The organism is Brevibacillus sp. BD137 (assembly GCF_041644655.1).
GTDB lineage: Bacteria > Bacillota > Bacilli > Brevibacillales > Brevibacillaceae > Brevibacillus > Brevibacillus brevis_D.
Genome location: NZ_JAOTNO010000003.1, coordinates 17510 through 41856 on the forward strand (window position 1 = coordinate 17510; position 24347 = coordinate 41856).

A 24347-nucleotide genomic window follows, 5' to 3' on the forward strand; every position below is an offset into this window, starting at 1 on the left:
TAACTCTCCTTATGCCCCTACATTCAGCTTCTCCAGCTTTTGCTTGATCAGCTCGACTACACTGGCGCGCTTCAAATCAACAAATGCACGGGTATTTGCATCTGGAACCACAATGATCCCCAGTTGGTGATGATTACCCGCATAGACCGCACACTGTACGAACTTCAGCTCACCTTCATGCGTGAGTACTTCCATTTTACAAAAGGCAGGATTGACTTGTAGTGCTGGATATAAATCTTCCTTTTCCCGCACCGAAATGCCATTTACTTTCACGATAATCTCACCGGGCGTAATGCCGATTTCCTCTGCTCTCGTTCCCGGAATGACACCCATTACTTTTACACCGCGCGAAGACTGGATGAAATAAGGCGTACGCTTTCTTTCTTGATACTGACTCCAGAAAAACAGCGCCTCATGACCGAATAGTGCAAAGAGCGCGGTCAGCATGATCAACAGATAAAACCATACAGTCAGAGCACACAATCCCAACAAAATGAGCGCATACAGCGTCAAATTTTTTGCAACCTGCGTTGCTTTTCTATACGGAGTCATCGTTTGCGTCATATCAGAGAATCCGGTCACTGTGGGCAGAAGCATCAGTCCGAATGAAGCGGCTTCTGGCGAAAAGAACGGCCACCCCGGATACAACGCACCACTGATAGCACCTGGCTCCATCTGTACGAACAGCACGGCTGGGGTCAGCCAAAAAGAATGAAGCAAATAGGCACCGACAATCCGACCACGCTGCCCTTCCACGAACAGTGGAGAAGCGTCCCGCCCGCCATTCCAGCGTACGAGCATCGCTTCAATTAGATGCATGATCGCAACTAACGCAAGCAATGGCAATGGTTTCGCCTGACGAATCATTTCCCAGATATAGCTCAATCCTGGAACGTCCGTAACCGGTGGAATAACCAGTGTGATCGCGTGTAAAATCGCCAAAATCCCGGCAGCATATGCGAAACAGAGAAATCGTAAACGAATCAGCGCCAAGATGAGCGCCAATCCCCATAGTATCCACAAATCCTGTGCTTGCACGACCACGCCAAGTCCTGCACTAAGAAGAGAAATCAGCAAGCCTCCCACCAAGCCCATCCCTACAGCCCGTATCGTTGAGAGCAAGGGGGACTGAATGCGTGCAGAAAAAAGCTGTCTTTCCAGATTCATCTGTCTGCGATAATGCAAATAAATAAAAACCAGAAAGAGATAGAAGACAGGATTGATAAAAAATGCGGCAAAGCCATATGCAATGGTAAGCATATCTGCCTGTATCGCCAATTGCCTCACCTCAACTAAAGGAAAGAAAAACCACGGCATTTGATTTGCCGTGGTTATCATTTCTACGGGTAGCAGGGAATTACCTGCTTCCATTTTCTTGATTATTCATTACTTGCCCGTGACTACATCCAGAGCTTTTTGCAATTGCAGATCATTCTCTGGCTTCGTCATCGTTTTACGGAGACTTTCTTCCAGCGAAGAGCGTGTCTTCGCGTCTACTTTGCCAGTTACCTCAAGTTTGCTGGAGGTTTGGAACTGCTTGATTGCTTCCTCTGTCTTTTCATCAAAATAGCCATCTTCTCGCCCTGGGGACAGATTCAAGCCTTTCAGGATGAGTTGCAGGTTTTTCACGTCAGTACCAGCCATGTCGCGCTGCAATACTTTATCTGCCGGCAGCAGAGTTGCGTTGAAATAGTCAGGTTGCTTGACTTCAAAGTCTGGCTTAATGCCTTTTTTATGGACCCAATCCCCACTCGGTGTGATCCACTTGGCAATCGTCAGCTTCAATTGGCTCTTGTCGTTCATTTCCATGGTACTCTGAACGGTTCCTTTACCAAAGGTCTTCTCACCGACCAGCTTGTAGCTGCCGCTATCGCGCAGAGCACCCGCGAGAATCTCCGATGCACTGGCGCTTCCGCCATTAATCAGTACCGAGATTGGATAAGGCTTGGCAGCTTCTGTAGTCGAGAAATACTCTTCTTTTTGCTGTCCGCCATTTCCATACTCGATTTGTACGATCTTGCCTTTATTCGGTACGAGGATTTCGCCGATTTCCTTCACAGCCAGCAAATACCCGCCCGGATTGCCTCGAACGTCAATTACCAGACCGCCAATCCCCTTCTGCTCAAGAGCAGCCAGCTGTTCTTTGAAGTGCTTAGCTGTGTCTGTAGAGAATTGGGTAAGGTTAATTACCCCTACTTTAACACCATTCTTCTCGATAATCTGACTGTTTACCGTCTCAATCGGAATATCGTCACGTACACACACAATGGTAAGAGGCTCTGGTACTCCGGCTCTCACTACTTTGAGAACCGCCTTCGTTCCTTTTGGACCACGAATCTTCGTCACTGCCTGATGCAGGTCCAATCCTTCAAGGGTTTCATCATTTACGCTCAAAATTTGGTCGTTTGGACGTAGCCCCGCACGCTCCGCTGGGGAGTTTTTGAATGGGGAAACAACCGTTACCCGACCATTTTGCATCGTTACCTCTGTCCCGATCCCTTGGAAAGTCGAGTGTAGGGTAGATGTGAACTCCTCAGCAGAGCGAGGGTCCATGTAATCACTATACGGATCTTCAAGCGACCCGACCATTCCGCCAATTGCACCCTCTACTAACTGCTCAGTGGTGACATTTTGGATGTAATCTTTCTTGATTGCTGAAAACGCCTCGTACAGCTTCTGGAACTCTTTCGGATAATCTCCGCTTCCAGAAAACAGCGCCATGCTGGATGCTGTTAAAGCCCCACCTTGACTCGAACTGGCGCTAGCCGATGTCTTCATGATCGCCATCGTAACAAAACTACTGGCTACCATGGAGATGAGTACAAGCGCGATTACGGTACGTCCTTTCCATCTCACTGTTACGTCACCATCCTTTGTGCTACCGGAAAAAGATATGCTGCTAGTGTATGCATGTTCCGTTCACAATATTTGTCTGGTCGCACGAGGGTCTACTTCAAGTACGGCATTGGGTTAACTGCTACGTCGTTTTTATAGACGGTAAAGTGTACGTGATTTCCGGTTGAGCGACCTGTTGATCCTACCTCTGCGATCTTTTGACCTCTCGATACGGATTGCCCAACAGAAACCTTGATACCTCCCTCGCGAATATGACCGTACAGAGTGGTATATTCTGCGTTATGCTTGATCATTACTGTATTCCCGAAGCCGCCGTTATATCCTGCAAAGAGAACAATTCCGTCAGCCGCAGCCAAAATTGGCGTTCCCTTCCGTGCTGCCATATCTACACCATTATGCCCAGCTGAACGGCCTGTAAACGGGTCTGACCGCACTCCGAAGCCTGAAGTGAAGCGGAATTGCCCATTTGCGACAGGCAAACCAAACTTTCCACCCTTGTAGCCTGTACTGGATGCGCTCAGCGCACGTACTCGCTCCGAATATTTGGCTGCTTCTTGTTTGGTGATAGCCAAAAGCTCCTGCCCATACTGCTCCAAATCCACTTCAAGAGCAGATTCTTTTTTATCCAGTTCAGCCTTGACCACTAAACTTTGCTTGTACTGCTTGTCCAATTCGACTTTGAGCTCCTCAGCCTCATCGAACATCCCAGCGTACACAGTCAGTTGATGATCAATTTCTTTCATTTTGGTCTCGATGGTTTCCTTATCGCGAATGTTATCCTCTAAAATACGCGTGTCCTGCTCCAAAATAAGCTGCAAGGCCTGCATACGCGTCAAAAAGTCCCCAAAGTCAGAGGAACCGAGAAGGACATCCAAATAGGAGACCGTACCACGTTCGTACATGGAAGTCACACGTGTTCTGAGCAAGGCATCCCTTTTCGCCACGCGATCCTTTGCCTCATCCAGCTTATCCTGCGCATTTGCTGCTTTTTCCTTGGTATCATCCATTTGCTGCTCAAGCTTGTCCAGCTTATTCTGTGTATCGTTGCGACGCAAATCGATTTGCATCAATTGCGTTTCCAAACCCTTTTTCTCTTTTTGCACGACATTGATCTGTTCTTCTGTCTTCTTCATTTGCTGCTGCTGGCTTTTCTTCTTCTTTTGGATCTCTTTTAGCTCTCGATTAATCTTGTCCAAAGAGGCCTTACTAGGCGCAGCCAAGCTCACATTCGTCGGAAGCACCGTACCGACTACAAGCCCAGTGATTACGAGTGCTAGCAGGATTCTCTTTCTCATGATACTCCTCCCACGCTCTTCAAATTATTAAACTCGCAAGAAGCGACGTACGGACACCAAACTTCCCCAAATCCCGATGAATGCACCAATCGCCAGCAAAGCCAACGCCACTTGATACACGAGCGGGAATAGCGGTAACAGTTTAAATAGTTGGGAAGCTTCAAAACTGGAGTGAATGGCATCCAGGAGGTAGTAGTACCCAACCATTAACATAATGGTCGGAATCAATGCCCCTGCCACACCCATCATGAGCCCTTCCACAAAGAATGGCCAACGGATAAACCAGTTCGTGGCACCAACCAGCTTCATGATTTCAATCTCTCTGCGACGTGCCACAATTGTCAGCTTAATCGTGTTGGCAATCAAGAACATCGCGGTAAAACCAAGTCCAATAATAAAGGCAATCCCGACATTACGAACTGCTCCTGTCAAGGAAAACAGCTTTTCCACAGTGCCTTCTCCATAGGTCAGGCTTTTGACATACTGGATATTTTTAATTTGAGCAGCAACAGCAGCAGTGTCTTGCGGTTGCTTCGTTTTTACGGTAAACGCATCTGGCAGAGGATTGCTTTCCTCCAATCCTTCAAACAAATACGCTTTTTCACCAAGGCTCTCTTTAAATTTCTTTAGTCCTTCGTCTTTCGGAACAAATGACACAGACTCGACTTGCGGAAGCTTCTTGATGTTGTTCTCAACCTGTGTGATGTTTTCTTTTGTCGCCAGCAAGTCCATGAAGACGCGGATTTCTACCTGCTTTTCCACGGTTTGCGCAAAGTAATTGACGTTCATCGCCAGAATGAGGAAAACTCCCAAGATAAAGAGAGTAATGGTCACGGCACTAATAGAAGCGAACGACATCCAGCCGTTCCGCCCGAGGTTTTTGACCCCTTCACGGACATGGCGCCCCAGCGTCCTAATCTTCATAACCGTATTCCCCTCTCTGCTCATCACGGGCAATTTGGCCTGCTTCGATCGCAACCACCCGTTTTCTCATGGTGTTTACAATTTCTCTATTGTGGGTAGCCATAACGACTGTCGTTCCACGCTGATTAATTTCTTCAAAAAGCTTCATGATTTCCCAAGAGGTCTCTGGGTCCAGATTCCCCGTTGGCTCGTCCGCGATAATAATTCCCGGACTATTCACCAATGCGCGCGCCAAGGCAACCCGTTGCTGCTCACCACCGGACAGCTCGTTTGGTAGCATTTTGGCTTTATGCTTGAGCTTTACGAGACCCAAAACATCCATCACGCGCGGCTTGATTTGTTTCGGATTGCTCTCGATTACTTCCATCGCAAATGCGACATTTTCGAAAACGGTTAACGTCGGCAGCAGCTTGAAGTCTTGGAACACGACACCGATACTGCGGCGGACTAATGGTATTTGACGCTCTTTGATTCTGCTGACATTGAAGCCACCCAAAAAGATTTGTCCTTTCGTCGGCTTCTCTTCACGGTACATCAATTTGATAAACGTAGATTTACCCGCACCACTGGGGCCTACTACGTACACAAATTCACCTTTCTCAATCCGAATATTGATTCCTTTCAAAGCATTGGTTCCATTCGGGTATGTTTTCCATACATCGAACATTTCGATCAAGCCAATCACATCCTACTTCGTCAGATCCTTGTCTATGTATCTTGATCCTGATTTTTTGTTAACGGTAAAATCGACAAAACCCCTCTACCCACTAGCAACCGCTGCCATACCTTGCTGAAAAACAGCGGGATTTCCCATCTTATCCATTATACCACCACGATTCACGGATGGTATCCACTAAATCTCTCATTTCTTGTCGAAACAGCTTCGATTGTTAACAACTGCCACGAATTAGGGAGATAATAAGATTGCACATTCCCGCCTAGCATCATGGAAAACAGTTGGCTACAATGAGTGTGACAAGAGGTCATCATAAAAAAGGAGCTGGTTATCAACGTGGAAAATTTTGTTTACCATAACCCGACACAGCTGATTTTTGGACGGGGTCAATTGGCCCAGCTCGAGGAAAAAGCAAGACTGCTAGGTCCCTCCGTTCTTTTGGTATATGGTGGTGGCAGTATAAAGCGAACTGGTCTCTACGACAAAGTGATTTTTCTCCTCCAGTCTGCGGGCTGCCGCGTGCATGAGTTGCCCGGAGTGGAGCCAAATCCACGTCTGAGTACCGTTAAGAAAGGAATTGAGTTATGCCGCCAAGAGAGTGTCAATTGGATACTCGCTATAGGTGGTGGTAGTGTAATCGACGCGGCCAAAGCAGTCGCGATTGGTGTGCCTTACGAGGGAGATGTTTGGGATTTTTATACGCGCAAAGCGGTCGCACAAGAGGCGCTGCCCCTCGGTACCGTACTGACACTTGCCGCTACTGGTTCTGAAATGAATCGGGGAAGTGTCATCACCAACTGGGAGACACAAGAAAAGCATGGAGCTGGCACGACATTTCCGGCGTTTTCGATTCTGGATCCTGAGCATACGTTTAGCGTACCTCGCGACCAAACGATCTACGGAATCAGCGACATTTTGTCCCATGTATTCGAGCAGTATTTCACGCATACAGCCGAAATTCCACTGCAAACACGTTTTGCAGAGTCGATCATGAAGACCGTCATCGAAAATGCAGAACGCGTCCTCACCAATCCGGAAGACTACGATGCCCGCGCCAACATCCTGTACTGCGGAACAATGGCATTGAACGGCACTCTCCCGGTTGGCGTCACAACAGACTGGGCAACCCACTCCATTGAGCATGCTGTCAGTGCTGTTTACGACATCCCGCACGGTGGCGGTCTGGCAATCATCTTCCCGAAATGGATGCGCTATGTGTACCGTGAAAACGTCGCTCGCTTCGTGCGCTTCGCAACAGAGGTATGGAATGTCGATCCTTCCGGCAAGACAGACGATGAGATCGCCTTGGAAGGGATCGCCGCTACGGAAGCTTTCTTTGCGCGTATCGGTGCCCCTACCCGATTGGCTGATTACGACATCACCGACGAGCACTTGCAGCTCATGGCCGAAAAAGCTACTCCGTTTGGACCGATCGGTCAGTTTAAAACATTGACGAGTGACGATGTGGCACAGATTCTTCGCATGTCTTTGTAAACACAAACAAACGCCGTATTCCAGAATGGGAGTACGGCGTTTGTTACCTTTTTTTCCGAATAACATTTCCGCATAATAGCACCAACGGTACACCGATGCTATAGGTAACATCATAGAATGGCCAGTACTTCGCAATGATGTCGCCATAGACAACCATATTGGGCGAGAAAATCATAGACATTACCATGAGCAAAACGATGTATGGAAGGATGAGAACCCTGAAGTTCTCGATTCGAAAGACGTGACGGATGCCCAAATGAAAAAACAGGCAATATAATGTAATTTTGACGCTCACCGCGATAAACCAAATCACCGCGATAATCGCCTCTAGCCGCTGGATGAAATCCCCGAGTTTTAGCTGTTTGATAAGAACATAGGTTGGATAAAAATGCCGCGAAGTCTGTTCTGCCCCCAAAACAAGGATGCACATCAGCATGATGATGAACAACACAATGCCTCCAAGCAACGTCCCCAGAAAAAAAGATCTCATACGTTTTTGGATAGGCGAGACAAACGGAAGAACCGCCATAAAAATGCCCAGCTCTGAAAAAGGGAAGGCGAATGCCGCAGTAGATCCCTGCAAAATAGGCTTCCACCCATTTTCAAATACAGGTTGAATTCTCGACATGTCCGCCTGTGGCAGCAGGGTAATCATGAGTAACCCAAAAAAGAAAAAGAACCAGACAAAATAGATTTCTGCCGATTCTGCAACTGTTTGCAGTCCCAAACGAACACCAAACATAATCACAATGACAAACAATAGCTGTATCGCGAATCTTGGAGTCGAGACTAATAGATGCGTGCCAACAAAGTCGCCGATTTCCATCACATGCGCCCCTGCTGAAAACAGCGTATAACAAATAAACGAGAGGGTAATGATCGTTCCTAATACTCTCCCAACGGTTTGATCAACGAAGGTAAAGAAGCTCTGATTCCGATAAAGCTTCCCCACAGCTATGAGTAAGACAATATTGAGCAGTCCCACCACAAGCCCGATCAGGACGGATATCCACGCATCCTGTTTAGCGAGTGTAGCCGTCATTCCAGGCAGAACGAGAACGGAATCCCCAATGGTAACAAGGGTGACGAGCATCAATAGTTGCCGGGGACTGATCTTGTAGCTCTCTTGCATGATTGCTCCCTGCTCTCTTTAGGCCTTCGATCCCTTTATACAATTATTTCCTCCATGAATCGGCGCTAAACACGTAGGCATTTCATGCTATGATAAAGAAATATATGTAAAATGGATAGGAGGACTGCAACCATGTACAGAGTAAAAAAGCAGGACGTAATTTATGCCATGTCTCCTGAGAATCGGCCGGTCTTGAAGGTAGAAGCAGGCAGTATCGTAACGTTTGAAACTTGCGATTGCTTCGAGGACCAAATTCAATCGGCTGACACGGTGTTTCAAGAGCTTGATTGGAATCGGATCAACCCTGCTTCCGGCCCTATTTATATAGAAGGAACAGAACCAGGTGATATTTTGGTTGTTAATATTCAGAAAATTAAGATTAAAAATCAAGGCGTAATGGTTACAGGGCCGGAACTGGGTGTAATGGGTTTCGACCTGCAAGAAAATGTGATCAAAATGATTCCGATACAAGATGGAAAAGCTGTCTTGTCAGACAAGCTTCAGGTTCCGATCAGTCCTATGATTGGCGTAATTGGAACAGCTCCTGCCAAAGAAGCCATTTCATGCGGTACGCCAGGCGATCACGGCGGTAACATGGACTGCAAGCAAATGCGCGAAGGTACTACATTGCTTTTACCCGTAAATGTTCCCGGCGCATTGTTTGCCCTGGGTGACCTTCATGCTGCAATGGCAGACGGTGAAGTTGCTGTATGTGGTGTGGAAATCGCAGGGGAAGTAACCGTAAAGCTCGATGTGATAAAAGGAAAACAGTGGCCGTTACCGATGGCAGTCAACCAGGAGCATTTGATCACAATTGCGTCGGAAAAAGCGCTGGACAAGGCTGCGGATCGAGCGGTCATCAACATGGTACAATTTCTACACGAAGAGCTCGGCATAGAAAAGGCCGAAGCCACCTTCCTGCTCTCCGCTGCGGGAGATTTGCGCATCTGTCAGGTCGTGGATCCTTTAAAGACAGCCCGTATGGAGTTGCCTCTCGCGTACGCAACCGCAGTTGGCTTTGATTTGAAAATAGTCGGTAGATAAGAATAGAACGCAAAAAAACCCCAAAGCTATGGGGTTTTTCCTTGTATACATGTACGTTTTTATGCAGGTGAACCAACATCGATCAGGGATTCAATCATGACCTTTTGGCTGTTTTTATCCACCCAAGCATGTGTTTCTACCAGTTGCTTGCGATACCAATCGATTTGGACTTCTACCTGATTACGAGCGGTCCCACCCAGCACGTTGCGCGCATTGACGACGGTCTCAACAGCTAGCGCTTCATACACATCTGCTCCAATAGCCTCTGAGAAGCTCTGGAATTCTTCCAAGGTCAGATCCAGAAGATATTTTTGCTGCTCGATGCAGTACAAAACGGTTCTCCCTACGACTTCATGCGCCTGACGGAACGGCATGTCTTTGCGAACCAGGTAATCTGCCAAATCTGTCGCATTGGAAAAGTCATTGGTAACTGCTTGACGCATACGATCTGTTTTGACTTGCATCGTTTTAATCATCGGCGTGAGCAACGCTAGCGCACCATGAATGGTAGCTACCGTATCAAACATGCCCTCTTTATCTTCTTGCATATCCTTGTTGTACGCCAGCGGCAAACCTTTCAATACGGTCAACAATCCAAACAGATTGCCGTAAACACGCCCTGTTTTTCCGCGAACCAGCTCTGCCACATCAGGATTTTTCTTTTGCGGCATGATACTGGACCCCGTGCAAAAAGCATCGTCTAGCTCTACAAAAGAGAATTCCTGACTGCTCCAGATGACGAGCTCTTCGCACAGACGGGAGAGATGAGTCATGACCAAAGAAGCGTCTGCCAAAAATTCGACAATGAAATCACGATCACTCACGGCATCCATGCTGTTTTGATAGATACCGTCAAATTGCAGCAATTCCGCTACAAATGTGCGGTCGATTGGGAATGTCGTACCTGCGAGAGCACCTGCTCCAAGCGGCAACACATTCACACGCTTCCACGTCTCGGTCATCCGTTCGATATCGCGTTGCAGCATGGACACATACGCCATCAGGTGATAGCCAAACAATACCGGTTGCGCACGTTGCAAATGTGTATAGCCTGGCATGACGGTATCGAGATGCTGGCCTGCTTGTTCTAACAATGCCTCTTGCAAATACATCGCCAATTGGATAATCTCCATCAGCTTTTCTCTGAGGTACAGGTGCATATCCAAAGCAACCTGATCATTGCGGCTGCGTCCAGTGTGGAGTTTGCCCCCCACTGGACCGATCTCTTCAATCAGCATCTTTTCAATATTCATGTGCACATCTTCGTGCGCAACGAGAAACTCAGCTTGCCCGCGCTCAATTTTCTCTTTTACTTTTTTCAAGCCAGCAATGATCTGTCTTACTTCCTCCATCGGCAGGATGCCACACTTGCCCAACATGGCAACATGAGCCAGGCTTCCAACGATGTCCTGTCGCCACATTTTCTGGTCGAAAGAAATAGAAGCGGTATACTCTTCTACGAGTTGATTTGTCGGCTTCGTGAAGCGTCCTCCCCAGAGTTTCATTGCTTGATCGCATCCTTTTCATCCAAAATCTTAATGGCCGTGTTTTTATTCTCGTGCAGTACACCCTCGTTTACCTGTGCGTATACCTTTGTTGGCAGACCCCACAGCTTGATGAAACCGAGTGCTGCTTTGTGGTCGAATTGGTCACCTGCATTGTAAGTCGCCAGCTCATGGCTGTAGAGAGACGATGCAGAGGTACGGCCTACAACGATTGCATGTCCTTTGTGCAGCTTCACGCGTACGACACCCGTTACGTGTTTTTGCGTTTCTTCAATGAATGCCTGGACAGCATTGCGAATTGGCGAAAACCAAAGACCCTCGTAAATCACTTGCGCCAGTTTTTGCTCGACAATCGGTTTGAATTGAGCGACCTCACGTGGTTGGGTCAAGAATTCCAGCTCACGGTGCGCCAAAATTAAAGTAGTCGCAGCCGGTGTCTCGTAAACTTCGCGAGATTTGATGCCCACCAAACGGTTTTCTACATGGTCGATACGGCCTACACCATGGTTACCAGCGATCTTGTTCAGCTTGAGGATCAGCTCAGCCAATGGGAGCTCTTCGCCGTTCAATGCAGTTGGCTTCCCTTGCACGAAAGTGATTTCGATTTCTTCTGCTTCGTCTGGAGCATCCATGATCGACTTCGTCAGATCGTATGCACCTTCTGGAGGAGCAGCCCATGGATCCTCCAGAACACCGCATTCGCAGCTTCTGCCCCACAGGTTTTGGTCAATGCTGTATGGATTGTCCAGATCGATTGGGATCGGAATATTGTTCTTTTTCGCATATTCGATCTCTTCGTCACGCGTCCAGCCCCATTCACGAACCGGCGCCACGATTTTGATATCCGGGTTCAGCGCTGTAAAGGAAACATCGAAACGTACCTGGTCGTTTCCTTTTCCTGTGCAACCGTGTGCGACAGCTACTGCGCCTTCTTTTTCCGCGATTTCAACCAGCACGCGCGAAATCAGGTAACGCGACAGTGCGGACACTAGCGGATATTTCCCTTCGTACATCGCGTTCGCCTTCAGAGCTGGCAATACGAATTCCTCTGCGAATGCATCTTTAGCATCCACTACGATTGATTTCAATGCCCCTACCTGCAATGCTTTTTTCTGTACGAAATCGAGGTCTTTCCCTTCCCCTACATCCAATGCAACTGCAATGACATCGTAGTTATACGTATCTTGTAGCCATTTAATTGCTACCGATGTATCTAAACCGCCTGAATAGGCCAACACAATTTTTTCTTTTGCCATCATTCTCTCTCCCCGTTTCGAAGTTTCTCTTATGCGAGTAATTATACAAACGAACTAATAAAAATACAACTATTTTTCTTGTGAATTTCTTGTTAATTCATATTCAAAGACGAATACGCAATGAAAATATACACTTCTCGTATAAAGAGTGTCTTGTTTTTATGCATACTCATCATCTGTTTATGCATAAACGTTTTCGTGATCAAAAGGGAAACTTATCCAGGGCAACGAATGAGTGAATGGAGGAATTCCATAGGAGAAGTCTGTTGGAGGGATTATGAAAACAATTTATTTGGTACGTCATTGTCAGTCTGTTGGCCAAGAACCCGAAGCCTTGCTCACGGAAAAGGGAGAAGTACAAGCTCGGGAGCTTGCCACCTTCTTCGCTGGTGCCCCCATTGATCGAATCATTTCGAGTCCGTATTATCGGGCGGTTGCTACCATCCAGCCACTTGCACAGGAACGCGGAATCGTGGTTGAAGAAGACACGCGCTTGATCGAGCGTGTCCTTAGCGGAGTACCACGTGAGGATTGGTTCGAGCGACTCCGCGATACGTTCGATGACTTGACTCTTAATTTTGAAGGAGGCGAATCCAGTCTTACTGCTATCAACCGGGCAAATTCGCTGCTCACTGAGATTTTGGCAGACGTGCATAAAAACATTGTGCTTGTTAGTCACGGATGCCTACTGGCCTTGCTCATGAAATCAATAGATAATCGCTTTGGCTTTCACGATTGGGAGAAATTAAGCAATCCAGATGTCTTCAAGCTTACCTGCCATTTAGAAACCAGAGAGCTCGTCCGCATATGGTCGTAAACGAATAAAAACAGTTACAAGGGGCAGCTCATCTGATTGCCTCCTGTAACTGTTTTTGTGGGATGGACTCTATTCCGATAATGCTCTGTAACTCATCGCACGGCAGTCGCTGAACGATTCTGATAAAATGCTCCGCCAATATCGGATCAAATTGGGTACCGGAGCCCCTTTTGATTTCTTGAAGCGCTTCCTCCACAGGCAAGCCTTTTCGATAAGGCCTGTCCGCGACCATCGCATCGAAAGCATCTGAAATCGCTAAAATTCTCGCCATCAGCGGAATCTCATCCCCGGCTAAACCATCCGGATAGCCCCTTCCATCTATACGCTCATGATGGGAGCGGATCGCAGGAAGCAATTCATTGAACATCCCTGCTTGCAAAATGATCTCGTAACCAATGACGGTGTGCTGCTTGATCTTGTCATACTCTTCTGGAGTGAGCTTTCCTTTTTTATTGAGAATTTCGTCTTCGATGCCAATTTTTCCAATGTCGTGCAGGATTCCCCCGATATAAACATCCTCCACTTTTCGTTCGGCCAAACCAATATCTCTCGCAATTTCTCTTCCCCAGTAAGCTACACGCTGAGAATGTCCACTTGTGTATCGATCTCGTGCGTCAATGGAAGCAGCCATCGTCGTTAAGAAGTTGTGATTGAATGATTTGACCTCTTCCACTTTTTGCTGAAGCCTTTGAAGATTGTCATAGTAATGATGAAAAACGTAGCTGATCGTAATAAACGCAATCATCATAGGAATTAGTGTTAACGGACCATATAACTCTACTAATCGTGAACCTACCCCGGCAAGAATTAAAAGCAACAAGTAAGTCGAGGTAAAGCCTTTTGCCATCATCTTTACGGTTCGCGCCCAGGTCATTTGATGAAAATAAGAGATACCCAATCCACATAAAATCAGGTTCACAAACCAATACACAACAGCCAAAAACAAATCGCTAATAATGGGAGAAACAGTTCCGAAGCCCTCGATCCAATCCTTCAAAAACGCTACTGTCCATATAGTCATTAACAATTGCCCAATGTTAATAATAGCTTTTAGCGGATTAAACCTTCCCAGAAAAGCAATGATTAAAGATTCAATAACAGCAGCCCATACTCCGACCCAGACTCCGTACAACAAGATACCCGAAAAGATTACAGCATTGTTCACTGTTAAAATCGTATTAGATATACGCACGGGAGCAAAACAGGAAAAAATGGTCAGGAGGGTGTAGGTAGATAATACCCCCCAATGCTCACGAGCAGCCCATTCAGATGAAGATGTGTAAAAAATATAGATTGCTGCAATGACAAATCCAACCTGGACAACAATCCCTTTTATCCAAACCGCAAAATTAGTTTTTTGTCGCATAGCTTTTACCTTCGCGAAGTTGTAGTAATGAAATCGGTTTATTCATCAATCGCTGAACAAGTAAAAAGGCACCTAACATAATAAAAATATCGCCGATGCTAATAATCCGAGGAATGAAAGATGGCATGTAAATGACATCCGTCAAAAACGGAAAATTCGAACTTTCCGTCAATACACTATGCTTGAAATTCGTTCCGTTTATAACTGGCTCTAAATCATAAGGAAGCTTTGCTGCTTGAACTAAATCGATTGGCATTTTTCCATTGTTAGACCAAATTGCAATCGCATTCAGCAACCAGCCGATTAAAAAAATCCGCATATCTTCAAATTCTCGATTAAAAACGAGGAAGGCCAATATAAACACATACGCGATCGATATGAAAATGCCACCGATCGTAGGGAAGAAGACTGCACAAGCCTGCAGCAATATGGTAACGAAAAGAAGTTTCATTTGGTTGAACTTAGGTAATTCTTTGATTCTTCCCCCTCGCAGCAATGCTACGAGAAAAGATAGGGCAATTACATCCAATAGCATGTTGTTTCCTCCAAGCTTGAAGAAAAAACACCACTCAGCCAAGCGGTGTTTGTTTCTCCGATACGCTTATTTATCCAATATGGAAGTTTGCAGAAGTAGCTGCTACGATTGCTACCACCATCATAATTGCCGCGAACCATTTTTTCATTTTCTTTTCCCCTCCTTCAAGCATAGTGGAGAAAGCTGGCTTCGCTACTGTCCGTGATGCAGAGGCCAAGCGACCAAGTACAGCCCCTGCTCCCCTTTCCTTTTCCATTAAGAAAAAGGTTGGATTCGCTACTGGCTCCATACGGACCAAGCGACCAGATACAGTCCGTACTTCTTCGCTTCTTTCCTACCTTTATTTTACACATAAGTGACAAAATTCGGCAATCATAGATTCATAGTCTATTCGATTTAATTGCAGATAGTTCTATTTAACTAGAACTATGTTCACACCAGCGCCGCCAAGATCGCTTTTTGTGCGTGCAATCTATTTTCAGCCTGATCAAAAATGACAGAGCGCGATCCGTCGATGACCCCGGTTGTCACTTCCTCCCCACGATGTGCTGGCAAGCAGTGCAAGAAGAGATAATTACGGTCTGCCGCTGCTACCAATTTTTCGTTCACTTGATAGTCGGCAAATGCTTTCAATCGCACCTCATTTTCTTCTTCAAAACCCATACTAGTCCAAACGTCCGTGTATACAGCATCTGCCCCCATGACAGCCTCTATCGGATCAGTGGTCACCATCATTTTTCCACCGCTTTGTTTCGCGTACCCTGTAGCTTTTGCGACAATGGTTGTATCCATTTCGTAGCCTACCGGAGTCGCCACCCGCACATCAAGACCAAGCAGAGCTGCGCCCAGCACCAGTGAGTTCGCCACGTTATTGCCGTCTCCTACATAGGCGAGCTTGATTCCTTTTAGCTTGCCCTTATGCTCCCAGATCGTCAGCAGATCAGCCAAAGCCTGACAAGGATGGTACAGATCGGTCAAACCATTGATAATGGGGATCGACGCGTGCAGAGCAAGCTCTTCTACATAGGAGTGGGAAAAGGTGCGAATCATGATGGCATCCACGTACCGAGAGAGAACTTTTGCTGTGTCGCTGATCGGCTCCCCACGTCCGAGCTGAAGCTCTTTTCCGCTCATGAACATCCCCAGGCCGCCCAACTGGTGCATCCCTACTTCAAAGGAGACGCGCGTGCGGGTCGAAGCCTTGTCAAAGATCATTCCCAACGTCTTGCCTTGCAAAGGCTGAAATGGCTGACCCAGCTTTTGCAATTGCTTGACGTGAGCAGACAGATGGAGCAGCTCCATCAATTCTTCCCCGTTGAATTCATCGACGCGTAGAAAGTCTTTTCCTTTATGCTTTTGTAACGGCAAGTTTTGAAAGTGTTCCAATATCTTCACTGGCTGCATGCGAGCCACCTCTTTTCTTCAAAATAGACTTCACGTATAACTCGAACGTATCGACAGCGGAGAACAATGGCACACCTTGTTGTACCATCCTGCTTCGCAGGGCAAATCCTGTCCGGCCCTGACGATTGCCTTTCGTCGCAGTAACGAGAGCGAAAGCCGCTTCTTCCTTTTGCAACAGCTCGATCCACGCCGCTTCATCTGCCACGATATGCTTCACGACAATTTCTTTGGCTGCCAGCCACTCGGCCGTTCCCGGAGTCGCCGCCAGTTCCGCGCCGTCAGCTTGGAGTCGCCCCAGCAGCTCTCTTACTGCTTCCTGCTTATCTCCATCTGCCAGAGAAATCATGACCAACTGACCCTTTTGCCAGTCGCCGTACAAATTGTCCTTGAAAGCAAAGGCTTTGCCTGCTGCCTCTTCGAAAGAATGCCCCAAGCCGAGAACTTCGCCCGTCGATTTCATCTCTGGACCCAGTACCGGGTCTACACCGTTCAGCTTGATCGTGGAGAAAACCGGTGCCTTGACGACTGCAAACGGAATCTCTGGCAAAAGCCCTGTACCGTAGCCCATCTCCGACAGCTTTTCACCCAATTGTGCGCGAACCGCCAGTTGAACCATCGGGACGCCAGTCACTTTGCTTGTAATCGGTACGGTCCGTGATGCACGAGGATTTACCTCCAGTACATAAACCGTTTCGCCATCAATGACGAACTGGATATTGATTAACCCGGCCGCTTCCATTTCCTTCGCGATTGCTTCGGTATAGCTCGCGATTTTGTGCTTGATGTCATCCGTCAGATGAGGAGCCGGGAACAAGGCTACACTGTCGCCTGAGTGGATGCCCGCCCTCTCCACATGCTGGAAAATCCCTGGGATGATAACAGATTGTCCGTCGCATACCGCGTCTACTTCTGCTTCCTTGCCTGGAACGTATTTATCCACGAGGAGCGGGAAGAACATGCTCATGTCCGGATGGTTCAACCAGTCGTGAAGGGTAGCTTGTAGCTCGTCGATATTGTGGACAACTACCATACCTTGCCCGCCGATGACGTACGAAGGTCGCATCAAAACAGGGAAGCCGATTTCCTCCGCTATCGCTGTCGCATCCTCCAAGGACGATACTCCTTTACCGGGGATATGCGGAATGTCCAGCTTGCGCAGCATGGCGTAGAACAGCTCGCGATCCTCCGCGCGTTCGATTGCGGTAAGCGACGTACCCATTACTTTCAGCCCCGCGTTCTCCAGCTTGGCTGCCAAATTGATCGCAGTTTGACCACCGAACTGAACCATGACGCCCTCAACCTGTTCGCGCTCTGCGATATGCAGCACGTCTTCTACGTGAAGTGGTTCAAAATATAGATGGTCGGCAGTTTCGTAGTCAGTGCTGACCGTCTCTGGGTTGTTGTTCACAACGACTGCCGCAATACCACTTGCCTGAAGTGCTTTGGCTGCATGCACAGAACAGTAGTCAAATTCGATTCCCTGACCAATGCGTATAGGACCTGAGCCAAGTACCAAGACTTTGCGGCCAGACAGTGTCTCGACCTCATCTATTCCTTGCCAATCCGAATAGTAGTAAGGGGTTTGGGCATCAAATTCTGCCGCACAAGTGTCCACGATTTTATAAGTAGGCGTAATGCCTGATTCTTGACGAAGTGATTTGATTTCGGCAGGTGTAGCACCAACCAGTGTAGCGATGGTTTCATCGGCAAACCCGCGACGCTTGGCTTCCAACAACAGCTCTGGGGTCAGTGTTTTGCTGTCGTGACAAGACAGCTCTACTTCCAAGTCCACGATTTTACGCAAGCTCCGCAAGAAAAACGGATCGACACCAGTCAGATTGTGTAGCTCACTTTCTGTAAAGCCTTTGCGAATCGCCTCGGCAAAAACAAACAGCCTGATATCCGTCGCGTCCTGCAAGGATTGGGCAAGCTCCTCACGCGTCCATGATGCCAGCTCTGGTCGAGTCAAATGTGTGCAACCCTGTTCCAAAGAACGAACTGCCTTCAAAAGTCCTGCTTCCAGATTGCGGGCGATCGACATGACCTCGCCAGTCGCTTTCATTTGCGTCCCCAGCTTGCGGTCTGCCAGTGGAAATTTATCAAACGGGAAGCGTGGGATTTTGACAACGATGTAGTCCAACGCTGGTTCAAAGCTAGCGTACGTGTAGCCCGTGATTGGATTGAGTACTTCATCCAGCCCGTAGCCCAATGCGAGCTTGGCTGCGATCCGCGCGATTGGATAGCCTGTTGCTTTGGACGCCAACGCACTGGACCGACTGACACGAGGATTTACTTCGATCAGCACATACCGATCAGAATGCGGATCGAGCGCAAATTGAATATTGCAACCGCCAACTACCCCAAGCGAACGAATCACTTTCGTTGATACGCTGCGCAGCATTTGGTACTGACGATCTGTCAGCGTCTGCGAAGGCGCAACGACAATACTGTCTCCCGTATGAATACCTACCGGGTCCAAATTTTCCATATTGCACACGATTATGCAGGTATCATTTGCGTCCCGCATGACCTCGTATTCGATTTCCTTCCAGCCTTTTACGCTGCGCTCAATCAGTACCTGACCGATTGGGCTAGCTGCAATCCCACCGGCTGCAACCTTTCGCAAGGATGCTTCATCCCCCGCGATCCCGCCACCTGCTCCTCCGAGTGTATAAGCAGGACGGACAATCACTGGATAGCCGATAGCGTTCGCAAACTCGATTGCTGCCTCTACAGATTCGACTGTATCACTCTCTGGAACAGGCTCTCCGATTTGTTGCATCAATTGCTTGAACAGCTCACGGTCTTCCCCGTTTTGAATGGCAGCCAGCGGCGTACCTAGCAGCTCCACGCTATACTTTTTCAGCACGCCCGCTTCTGCCAGCGAAACAGCAAGATTAAGTCCCGTTTGGCCGCCTAACGTAGGCAAGAGACCATCGGGACGCTCTTTTGCGATAATAGCTGTTACGGATTCCACCGTGAGCGGCTCCAGATATACTTTGTCCGCTACTTGTTCATCTGTCATGATCGTTGCCGGATTGTTATTCACCAGCACGACCTGCACACCAGCTTCTTTTAGGGAAAGGCAAGCCTGTGCGCCTGCATAATCAAACTCCGCTGCCTGCCCAATGACGATCGGGCCAGAACCAATGACCAATACTTTATGAATGTGTGGCAATTTAGGCATATCTCTTCGCTCCTACTACGCGCATCGACTGCAAGAATTGGTGGAAAATGTGGGATGTATCACTCGGACCCGGATGTGCCTCCGGATGAAACTGCACACTGAAAACAGGCAGACTGATGTGACGCAATCCTTCGACTGAACCGTCATTGACATTACGGTAGGAAACCGTTAACTGGCGTTTATCCAGAGACTCTTCCTTGACCACGTACCCGTGATTTTGTGAACTCATATATACTTTGCCAGTCATCAGATCCTTGACCGGATGATTGCTACCGCGGTGACCGTATGCGAGCTTCTCTGTCTTGCCGCCGTACATTAGCGCCAATACTTGGTGCCCCAAACAAATACCCAATGTCGGGTACTGCTCCACAGCTTTGCGCCATTCGCTGCAATACGCCAGCAAGTGCTCCGGATCGCCTGGCCCATTGGAAAACAACAAGCCGTCTGGTGCGAGAGCATTGATTTGAGCAAAACTCGTATCAAAAGGAACGACCGTAACACGGCAGCCTTGCTGGAGAAGGGCATCCAAAATCGATTGCTTCATGCCGAGGTCAATCAAGACGACATGCTCCCCTGTTCCGGGATAACGCTCCACCTGTTGTCTGGATACGTTGGCAACTAATGATTTCTTGGCGTGCTTGTAGCGCAGGGACACCACTTCCTCTACCTGCATAGGCTGATCGGAAATGACACCGAATACGGTACCGTCTTGACGGACGCGCTTGGTAATCGTTCGCGTATCAATCCCCGCAAGGATCGGGAATCCAAATGCTTCTGCGGCTTGGGCCAAAGTCATGTTTGATTCGTAATGGCTTGGCTCCGTGCATAGCTCGCTGACAATCATCCCTGTCAATGCTGGCTTGGCGGCTTCATAATCCTTTTCGTTGATCCCGTAGTTTCCGATCAAGGGATACGTGAAGGTAACGATTTGCCCTGCAAAGGAAGGGTCGGTCATTACCTCCTGATATCCCGTCATTCCTGTATGAAAAACCACTTCTCCGAATCCGTTAATAGGTGCGCCATACAGCTTTCCTGTAAAAACCTCGCCGCTCTCCAGTGTTAAATACCCTGTTCCTAACGATTGTTTCTCTCTATCCATCTATGAAGCCACTCCTCTCCAATGGGCGTCGGCCTGATCACTCTTACCGAAAATTTATGCAACCTTTTGTATTAATATACATTTGAGATTATAAAAATGCAACGAGTTTTTTGATCACTTCCACTCGTTGCATTCTTTGCTTTTTCATCTAAACCTGCGACAGTGCCTCGCTTAATACAGTAATGGCCTGCTTTACTTCCTCGTCTGTCGTTACAAACGAAGGCAAGAGTCTCACTACTTGTGGGCCAGCCATCAGCAGAATGACTCCTTTTTCCCGTGCATACGCAACCAGCTCACCAGCAGGAATCGTTAGCTCCACACCGAGAAGCAGCCCTTTTCCCCGAACCGTAACCACTTTGTCTGGATGCTCCGCCTTGAGCTTCTCCAGCTCTTTGATCAATACGTCATGGATATGAGCTACCCGCTCCAAGATCTGCTCCTCTTCCATCGTCGCAAGCGTCGCGATCCCAGCAGTTGCTGCCAATGGATTCCCGCCAAAAGTGGTACCATGCGTACCCGGAGCAAATGCTTCTGCTACTTCCTTGGTCGCGACGACCGCTCCAATCGGGAAACCACTTCCCAAGCCTTTTGCCAATGAAATCGCATCTGGCTTCACGTCATAGTGCTGGAAGGCAAACCATGTACCCGTGCGGCCAATCCCAGTCTGAATCTCATCGATTAACAGGAGCAATCCGTGCGCATCGCACAATTCACGCAGCGCCTTCACCCACGCCTCTTCTGCCGGATGCACGCCGCCCTCTCCCTGTACCAGCTCCAGCATGATCGCGCATGTCTTGTCTGTAATGGCTGACTTGACCGCATCAAGGTCGTTGTAAGGAACCGTGACAAATCCTTGCGGCAGTGGTGCGAAGCCGTCCTTCACCTTTTCCTGCCCAGTAGCCGTCAGGGTGGCCAATGTCCGCCCATGAAAAGATTGTTCAAAGCTGATGATTTCGTAACGATCGGTCCCTATTATTTTCTGTGCATAGCGACGGGCGAGCTTGATCAAGCCCTCATTCGCCTCTGCTCCACTGTTGCAGAAAAAAGCCTGATCCAGTCCAGACAGACGACTCAGCTTTTCCGCCAAAATCTCTTGCTGAGGAACATGCACCAAATTCGAGCAATGCCACAACGTATCGAGCTGCTCGTGCAGCTTTGCCGTTACTTTTGGCGGGACATGCCCTAACGAGGTCACGGCAATTCCCGAGGTAAAATCGAGATATTGCCTGCCTTGATCATCCCACACCTGGTTTCCTTGTCCTTTTACCAAACTGATTGGCCATCTCGCATAGTTATTCATGAGATGCACAGGCGCTGTTGTTGTATGCATATTCATTTCCCTCCTCATCCTAAGCGTAATTGACATTCATACGGACTGTTGTCCCAACTGCCTGCCCCGCACAAACACCGAGCAGATCTTCAGCGGTTCCCCGGCAGATGACAACCTGCTCCACGCCTTGTCCGAGAGCGTCGAGAGCTGCCTGAACCTTCGGAATCATTCCGCCAGTAATAATTTCTTCCCGAATCATTTCCTGTATCTCTTCTGCACTTGTGGCTGACACTACTGCCTTGGTTCCGTCTGGCTGTGGCTGCATAATGCCCGGAACGTCTGTCACCATGATCAGTTTTTCGGCGCTAAGTGCTGCTGCAATCGCCCCTGCGGCTACATCCGCATTGACGTTATATGTCTCTGTGCCATCTTCACTAACAGAAAGGGGAGCAATCACCGGGACGAAGCCCTGTTCAAGAATCGCCTTCGGAATAGTCATATCCGCCTTCTTGATTTCTCCTACCCACCCGAGTGGCTTCGGCGTTTTTGTTGCCAAAAGGGTCTGACCATCGATTCCACTAACTCCCCAAGCCTTGGCTCCTGCCTGCGTCAGTCTCTTTACTAGCGCCTTGTTGATACTGCCGCATAAGACCATCTCTACAACACGCAGCGTGTCCTCGCAGGTAACACGCAGCCCATCCACAAATTGCGGAGTGATCTGAACTCGATCGAGCATACTGTTAATGGCAGGTCCGCCCCCATGGACGATGACGATCTCTAGTCCTTGCTCCTGCAGTTCGGCAATCGCCTGAAAGAAGGAGTCAGGCAGCTGATCCATGGTGCTTCCGCCACATTTGATCACAACAATTCCTTGCATCTGCTCTCCTCCTCTACGGGTACACAGGTACGAGCGGCAAGCCCGTTTTCTCAGGCAAATCAAACATGACATTCATGTTTTGTACAGCTTGACCGGCTGCGCCCTTCATCATGTTATCGATTACCGACAGCAAGATAACACGCTTCGTGCGCTGATCAACATGAATGGCGATATCGCAGTAATTGGAGCCATAAACTTCTTTCGTACGTGGGTGACTGCCTGCGGGACGTACACGCACAAAAGGCTTATCCGCATAAGTAGCTTCATATAGCTCCTGGATTTGCGCTTGAGTGACATCAGCCGTTAGCTGTCCGTAAGCCGTGACTAAAATCCCGCGCGTCATCGGCACCAGATGCGGCGTAAATTGAACAAGCGTCTCTTCCCCGCTCTGTTTTTGCAGCTCCTGTTCTATCTCTGGTGTATGCTGATGACTCGCAACTTTATAAGCATGGATGCTTTCATTAATCTCGCTGTAATGAACCCCTAGCGATACTCCACGTCCAGCGCCGGACACACCTGATTTGGCATCGACAATCCAACTGTTAGACTGTACCCACCCTGTCTTCATCAGCGGAAGCAAGGCGAGGAGCGTAGCAGTGGGATAGCAGCCAGGATTCGCTATGAGACTGGCACCCGCCACTTGCTCTTGATTCCACTCGGTTAAACCGTAAACCGCTTCTTCTATCCATTGGGATGGGGCCGGCTCATGTTTGTACCAGGTTTTGTAGACCGCACCATTTTCGAGACGAAAATCCCCAGATAAATCAATAACCTTTACACCTTTTTCGACCAACTTGGGGGACAGCGTGCTACTTACCCCCGCAGGTGTAGCAAGGAAGATCAAATCGTTCACACCGCTCATGCTGTCTGCATCAATTGGTGACAATGTGGGCAACCCGAGCCCAGCTACATGTGGAAACGATTTTTCCAAGCCATCTCCTTCAGATGAACTTGAATATAAATTGGCAATCTCAACATGCGGATGCCCAGCCAAAAGACGGATCAACTCCGCGCCACCATACCCCGTTGCTCCAACAATCCCGACCCGAACCATGCTCTCTCCCCTTTATTCCTATCTGTATTTTTATACATGAATAATAATAAAAATCCATATAGAATACAACAGAAAAACTTTTTTACGTCCAAAGAAAAAAGCGCCCGATTGCTCGAGCGCTGGTTTGTTGCCCTGTTTACTTTTTGTCCGCTAACCATGCAGCGATGTTTTCTGCATCTTTTCCTTTGACGAGACCCGGGGGCATTGCTCCTTTTCCTTTTTCCAAAATGGCCAGGATCTGTTCCTTGTTCAACTCGCTACCGATCTTTTGCAAGTTCGGTCCAACTGCCCCTTCCAACGTCTGTCCGTGGCAGCCTGAACAAGTATTTTTGAACGTGGATTCTGCAGTTGCCGCATCATAGCTGCCGGATGGCGTCGTCGAAGGTGTTTCTGTTGCTGGTGTTTCTGTTGCTGGTTTTTCACCTGCCGGCGTTTCTGTCGCAGGTTGTTGCGCTGGTTGTTGTGCTGGCGGCTGTGTTTGCTTGCTGGTACCACAGGCACTTAGCGAGAATGCGAGTACAGCCGCTGTCAAAACGAGTGGAATACGTTTCAAGGC

The 24347-nt window shown here is 48.3% G+C and carries 21 protein-coding genes and 1 riboswitch; of the genes, 3 read left to right on the forward strand and 18 right to left on the reverse strand.

Annotated elements, in window-relative coordinates:
* Positions 1-9: 9 nt before the first annotated feature.
* The 5 genes from ODZ53_RS06790 to ftsE form a co-directional block, all read right to left on the reverse strand.
* Positions 10-1371: a PDZ domain-containing protein gene (locus ODZ53_RS06790; protein ID WP_372676429.1), complete on the reverse strand. Its 1362-nt coding sequence runs from the start codon at positions 1369-1371 to the stop codon at positions 10-12.
* Positions 1372-1386: 15 nt separating this feature from the next.
* The gene (locus tag ODZ53_RS06795) at positions 1387-2856 is read right to left on the reverse strand and encodes a S41 family peptidase (protein ID WP_372676430.1); all 1470 of its coding nucleotides are present in this window, start codon (positions 2854-2856) and stop codon (positions 1387-1389) included.
* A 92-nt stretch (positions 2857-2948) separates the two neighbouring features.
* Positions 2949-4151, reverse strand: a complete 1203-nt coding sequence (locus ODZ53_RS06800) for a murein hydrolase activator EnvC family protein (protein WP_372676431.1) — start codon at positions 4149-4151, stop codon at positions 2949-2951.
* Positions 4152-4178: 27 nt separating this feature from the next.
* Complete coding sequence (ftsX, locus tag ODZ53_RS06805) at positions 4179-5075, reverse strand: permease-like cell division protein FtsX (protein WP_016742325.1); 897 nt, start codon at positions 5073-5075, stop codon at positions 4179-4181.
* Positions 5065-5751, reverse strand: coding sequence for a cell division ATP-binding protein FtsE (ftsE, locus tag ODZ53_RS06810; protein ID WP_173612226.1), 687 nt, complete (start codon positions 5749-5751; stop codon positions 5065-5067). The genes ftsX and ftsE overlap by 11 nt, the downstream gene beginning before the upstream one ends.
* A 336-nt stretch (positions 5752-6087) precedes the next feature.
* Here ftsE and ODZ53_RS06815 point away from each other — a divergent pair, with 336 nt between their 5' ends.
* A complete protein-coding gene (locus ODZ53_RS06815) occupies positions 6088-7245 on the forward strand; it encodes an iron-containing alcohol dehydrogenase (protein ID WP_372676432.1) in 1158 nt (385 codons plus the stop codon).
* A 43-nt stretch (positions 7246-7288) separates the two neighbouring features.
* Here ODZ53_RS06815 and ODZ53_RS06820 read toward each other — a convergent pair whose 3' ends face one another.
* Complete coding sequence (locus ODZ53_RS06820; protein ID WP_372676433.1) at positions 7289-8377, reverse strand: GerAB/ArcD/ProY family transporter; 1089 nt, start codon at positions 8375-8377, stop codon at positions 7289-7291.
* A 132-nt stretch (positions 8378-8509) separates the two neighbouring features.
* Here ODZ53_RS06820 and ODZ53_RS06825 point away from each other — a divergent pair, with 132 nt between their 5' ends.
* Entirely contained in the window at positions 8510-9421 is a 912-nt protein-coding gene (locus ODZ53_RS06825; RefSeq protein WP_372676434.1) for an acetamidase/formamidase family protein, read from the forward strand.
* 59 nt (positions 9422-9480) lie between these two features.
* Here the strand turns inward: ODZ53_RS06825 and argH are convergent, their stop codons facing one another.
* Together argH and ODZ53_RS06835 are read right to left on the reverse strand one after the other, a co-directional pair.
* Positions 9481-10926, reverse strand: coding sequence for an argininosuccinate lyase (gene argH / locus ODZ53_RS06830; RefSeq protein WP_015893517.1), 1446 nt, complete (start codon positions 10924-10926; stop codon positions 9481-9483).
* Positions 10923-12182, reverse strand: coding sequence for an argininosuccinate synthase (locus tag ODZ53_RS06835; RefSeq protein ID WP_087341596.1), 1260 nt, complete (start codon positions 12180-12182; stop codon positions 10923-10925). Before ODZ53_RS06835 ends, argH begins: the two co-directional genes overlap by 4 nt.
* Positions 12183-12459: 277 nt before the next feature.
* On the opposite strand from ODZ53_RS06835, the gene ODZ53_RS06840 reads away from it, so the two are divergent.
* Entirely contained in the window at positions 12460-12999 is a 540-nt protein-coding gene (locus ODZ53_RS06840) for a histidine phosphatase family protein (RefSeq protein ID WP_372676435.1), read from the forward strand.
* 28 nt (positions 13000-13027) lie between these two features.
* Here ODZ53_RS06840 and ODZ53_RS06845 read toward each other — a convergent pair whose 3' ends face one another.
* The 10 genes from ODZ53_RS06845 to ODZ53_RS06890 all read right to left on the reverse strand — a co-directional run bounded on the left by ODZ53_RS06845 (position 13028) and on the right by ODZ53_RS06890 (position 24344).
* Positions 13028-14365 carry an HD-GYP domain-containing protein gene (locus tag ODZ53_RS06845; RefSeq protein WP_372676436.1) on the reverse strand — a complete coding sequence of 446 codons (1338 nt, stop codon included), beginning with the start codon at positions 14363-14365 and terminating at the stop codon, positions 13028-13030.
* The gene (locus ODZ53_RS06850; protein ID WP_372676437.1) at positions 14349-14900 is read right to left on the reverse strand and encodes a DUF5317 domain-containing protein; all 552 of its coding nucleotides are present in this window, start codon (positions 14898-14900) and stop codon (positions 14349-14351) included. Before ODZ53_RS06850 ends, ODZ53_RS06845 begins: the two co-directional genes overlap by 17 nt.
* 70 nt (positions 14901-14970) lie before the next feature.
* The gene (locus tag ODZ53_RS06855) at positions 14971-15189 is read right to left on the reverse strand and encodes a hypothetical protein (RefSeq protein ID WP_372676438.1); all 219 of its coding nucleotides are present in this window, start codon (positions 15187-15189) and stop codon (positions 14971-14973) included.
* A riboswitch (cyclic di-GMP riboswitch) is annotated at positions 15157-15237 on the reverse strand. It overlaps the preceding gene by 33 nt.
* A gap of 95 nt (positions 15238-15332) precedes the next feature.
* Positions 15333-16304 carry an ornithine carbamoyltransferase gene (gene argF, locus ODZ53_RS06860; protein ID WP_188066237.1) on the reverse strand — a complete coding sequence of 324 codons (972 nt, stop codon included), beginning with the start codon at positions 16302-16304 and terminating at the stop codon, positions 15333-15335.
* Positions 16249-19491, reverse strand: coding sequence for a carbamoyl-phosphate synthase (glutamine-hydrolyzing) large subunit (carB, locus tag ODZ53_RS06865; protein WP_372676439.1), 3243 nt, complete (start codon positions 19489-19491; stop codon positions 16249-16251). Before carB ends, argF begins: the two co-directional genes overlap by 56 nt.
* Entirely contained in the window at positions 19484-20590 is a 1107-nt protein-coding gene (locus ODZ53_RS06870) for a carbamoyl phosphate synthase small subunit (protein ID WP_064200472.1), read from the reverse strand. Before ODZ53_RS06870 ends, carB begins: the two co-directional genes overlap by 8 nt.
* Positions 20591-20738: 148 nt before the next feature.
* Positions 20739-21920 (reverse strand): aspartate aminotransferase family protein, encoded by a 1182-nt coding sequence (locus tag ODZ53_RS06875; RefSeq protein ID WP_372676440.1) that lies wholly within the window; start codon positions 21918-21920, stop codon positions 20739-20741.
* Positions 21921-21939: 19 nt separating this feature from the next.
* Positions 21940-22737 carry an acetylglutamate kinase gene (argB, locus tag ODZ53_RS06880; RefSeq protein WP_372676441.1) on the reverse strand — a complete coding sequence of 266 codons (798 nt, stop codon included), beginning with the start codon at positions 22735-22737 and terminating at the stop codon, positions 21940-21942.
* Between the two features lie 13 nt (positions 22738-22750).
* Positions 22751-23791 carry an N-acetyl-gamma-glutamyl-phosphate reductase gene (gene argC / locus ODZ53_RS06885; RefSeq protein ID WP_372676442.1) on the reverse strand — a complete coding sequence of 347 codons (1041 nt, stop codon included), beginning with the start codon at positions 23789-23791 and terminating at the stop codon, positions 22751-22753.
* A 136-nt stretch (positions 23792-23927) separates the two neighbouring features.
* Positions 23928-24344, reverse strand: coding sequence for a c-type cytochrome (locus ODZ53_RS06890; protein WP_199926424.1), 417 nt, complete (start codon positions 24342-24344; stop codon positions 23928-23930).
* Between the last annotated feature and the right edge of the window lie 3 nt (positions 24345-24347).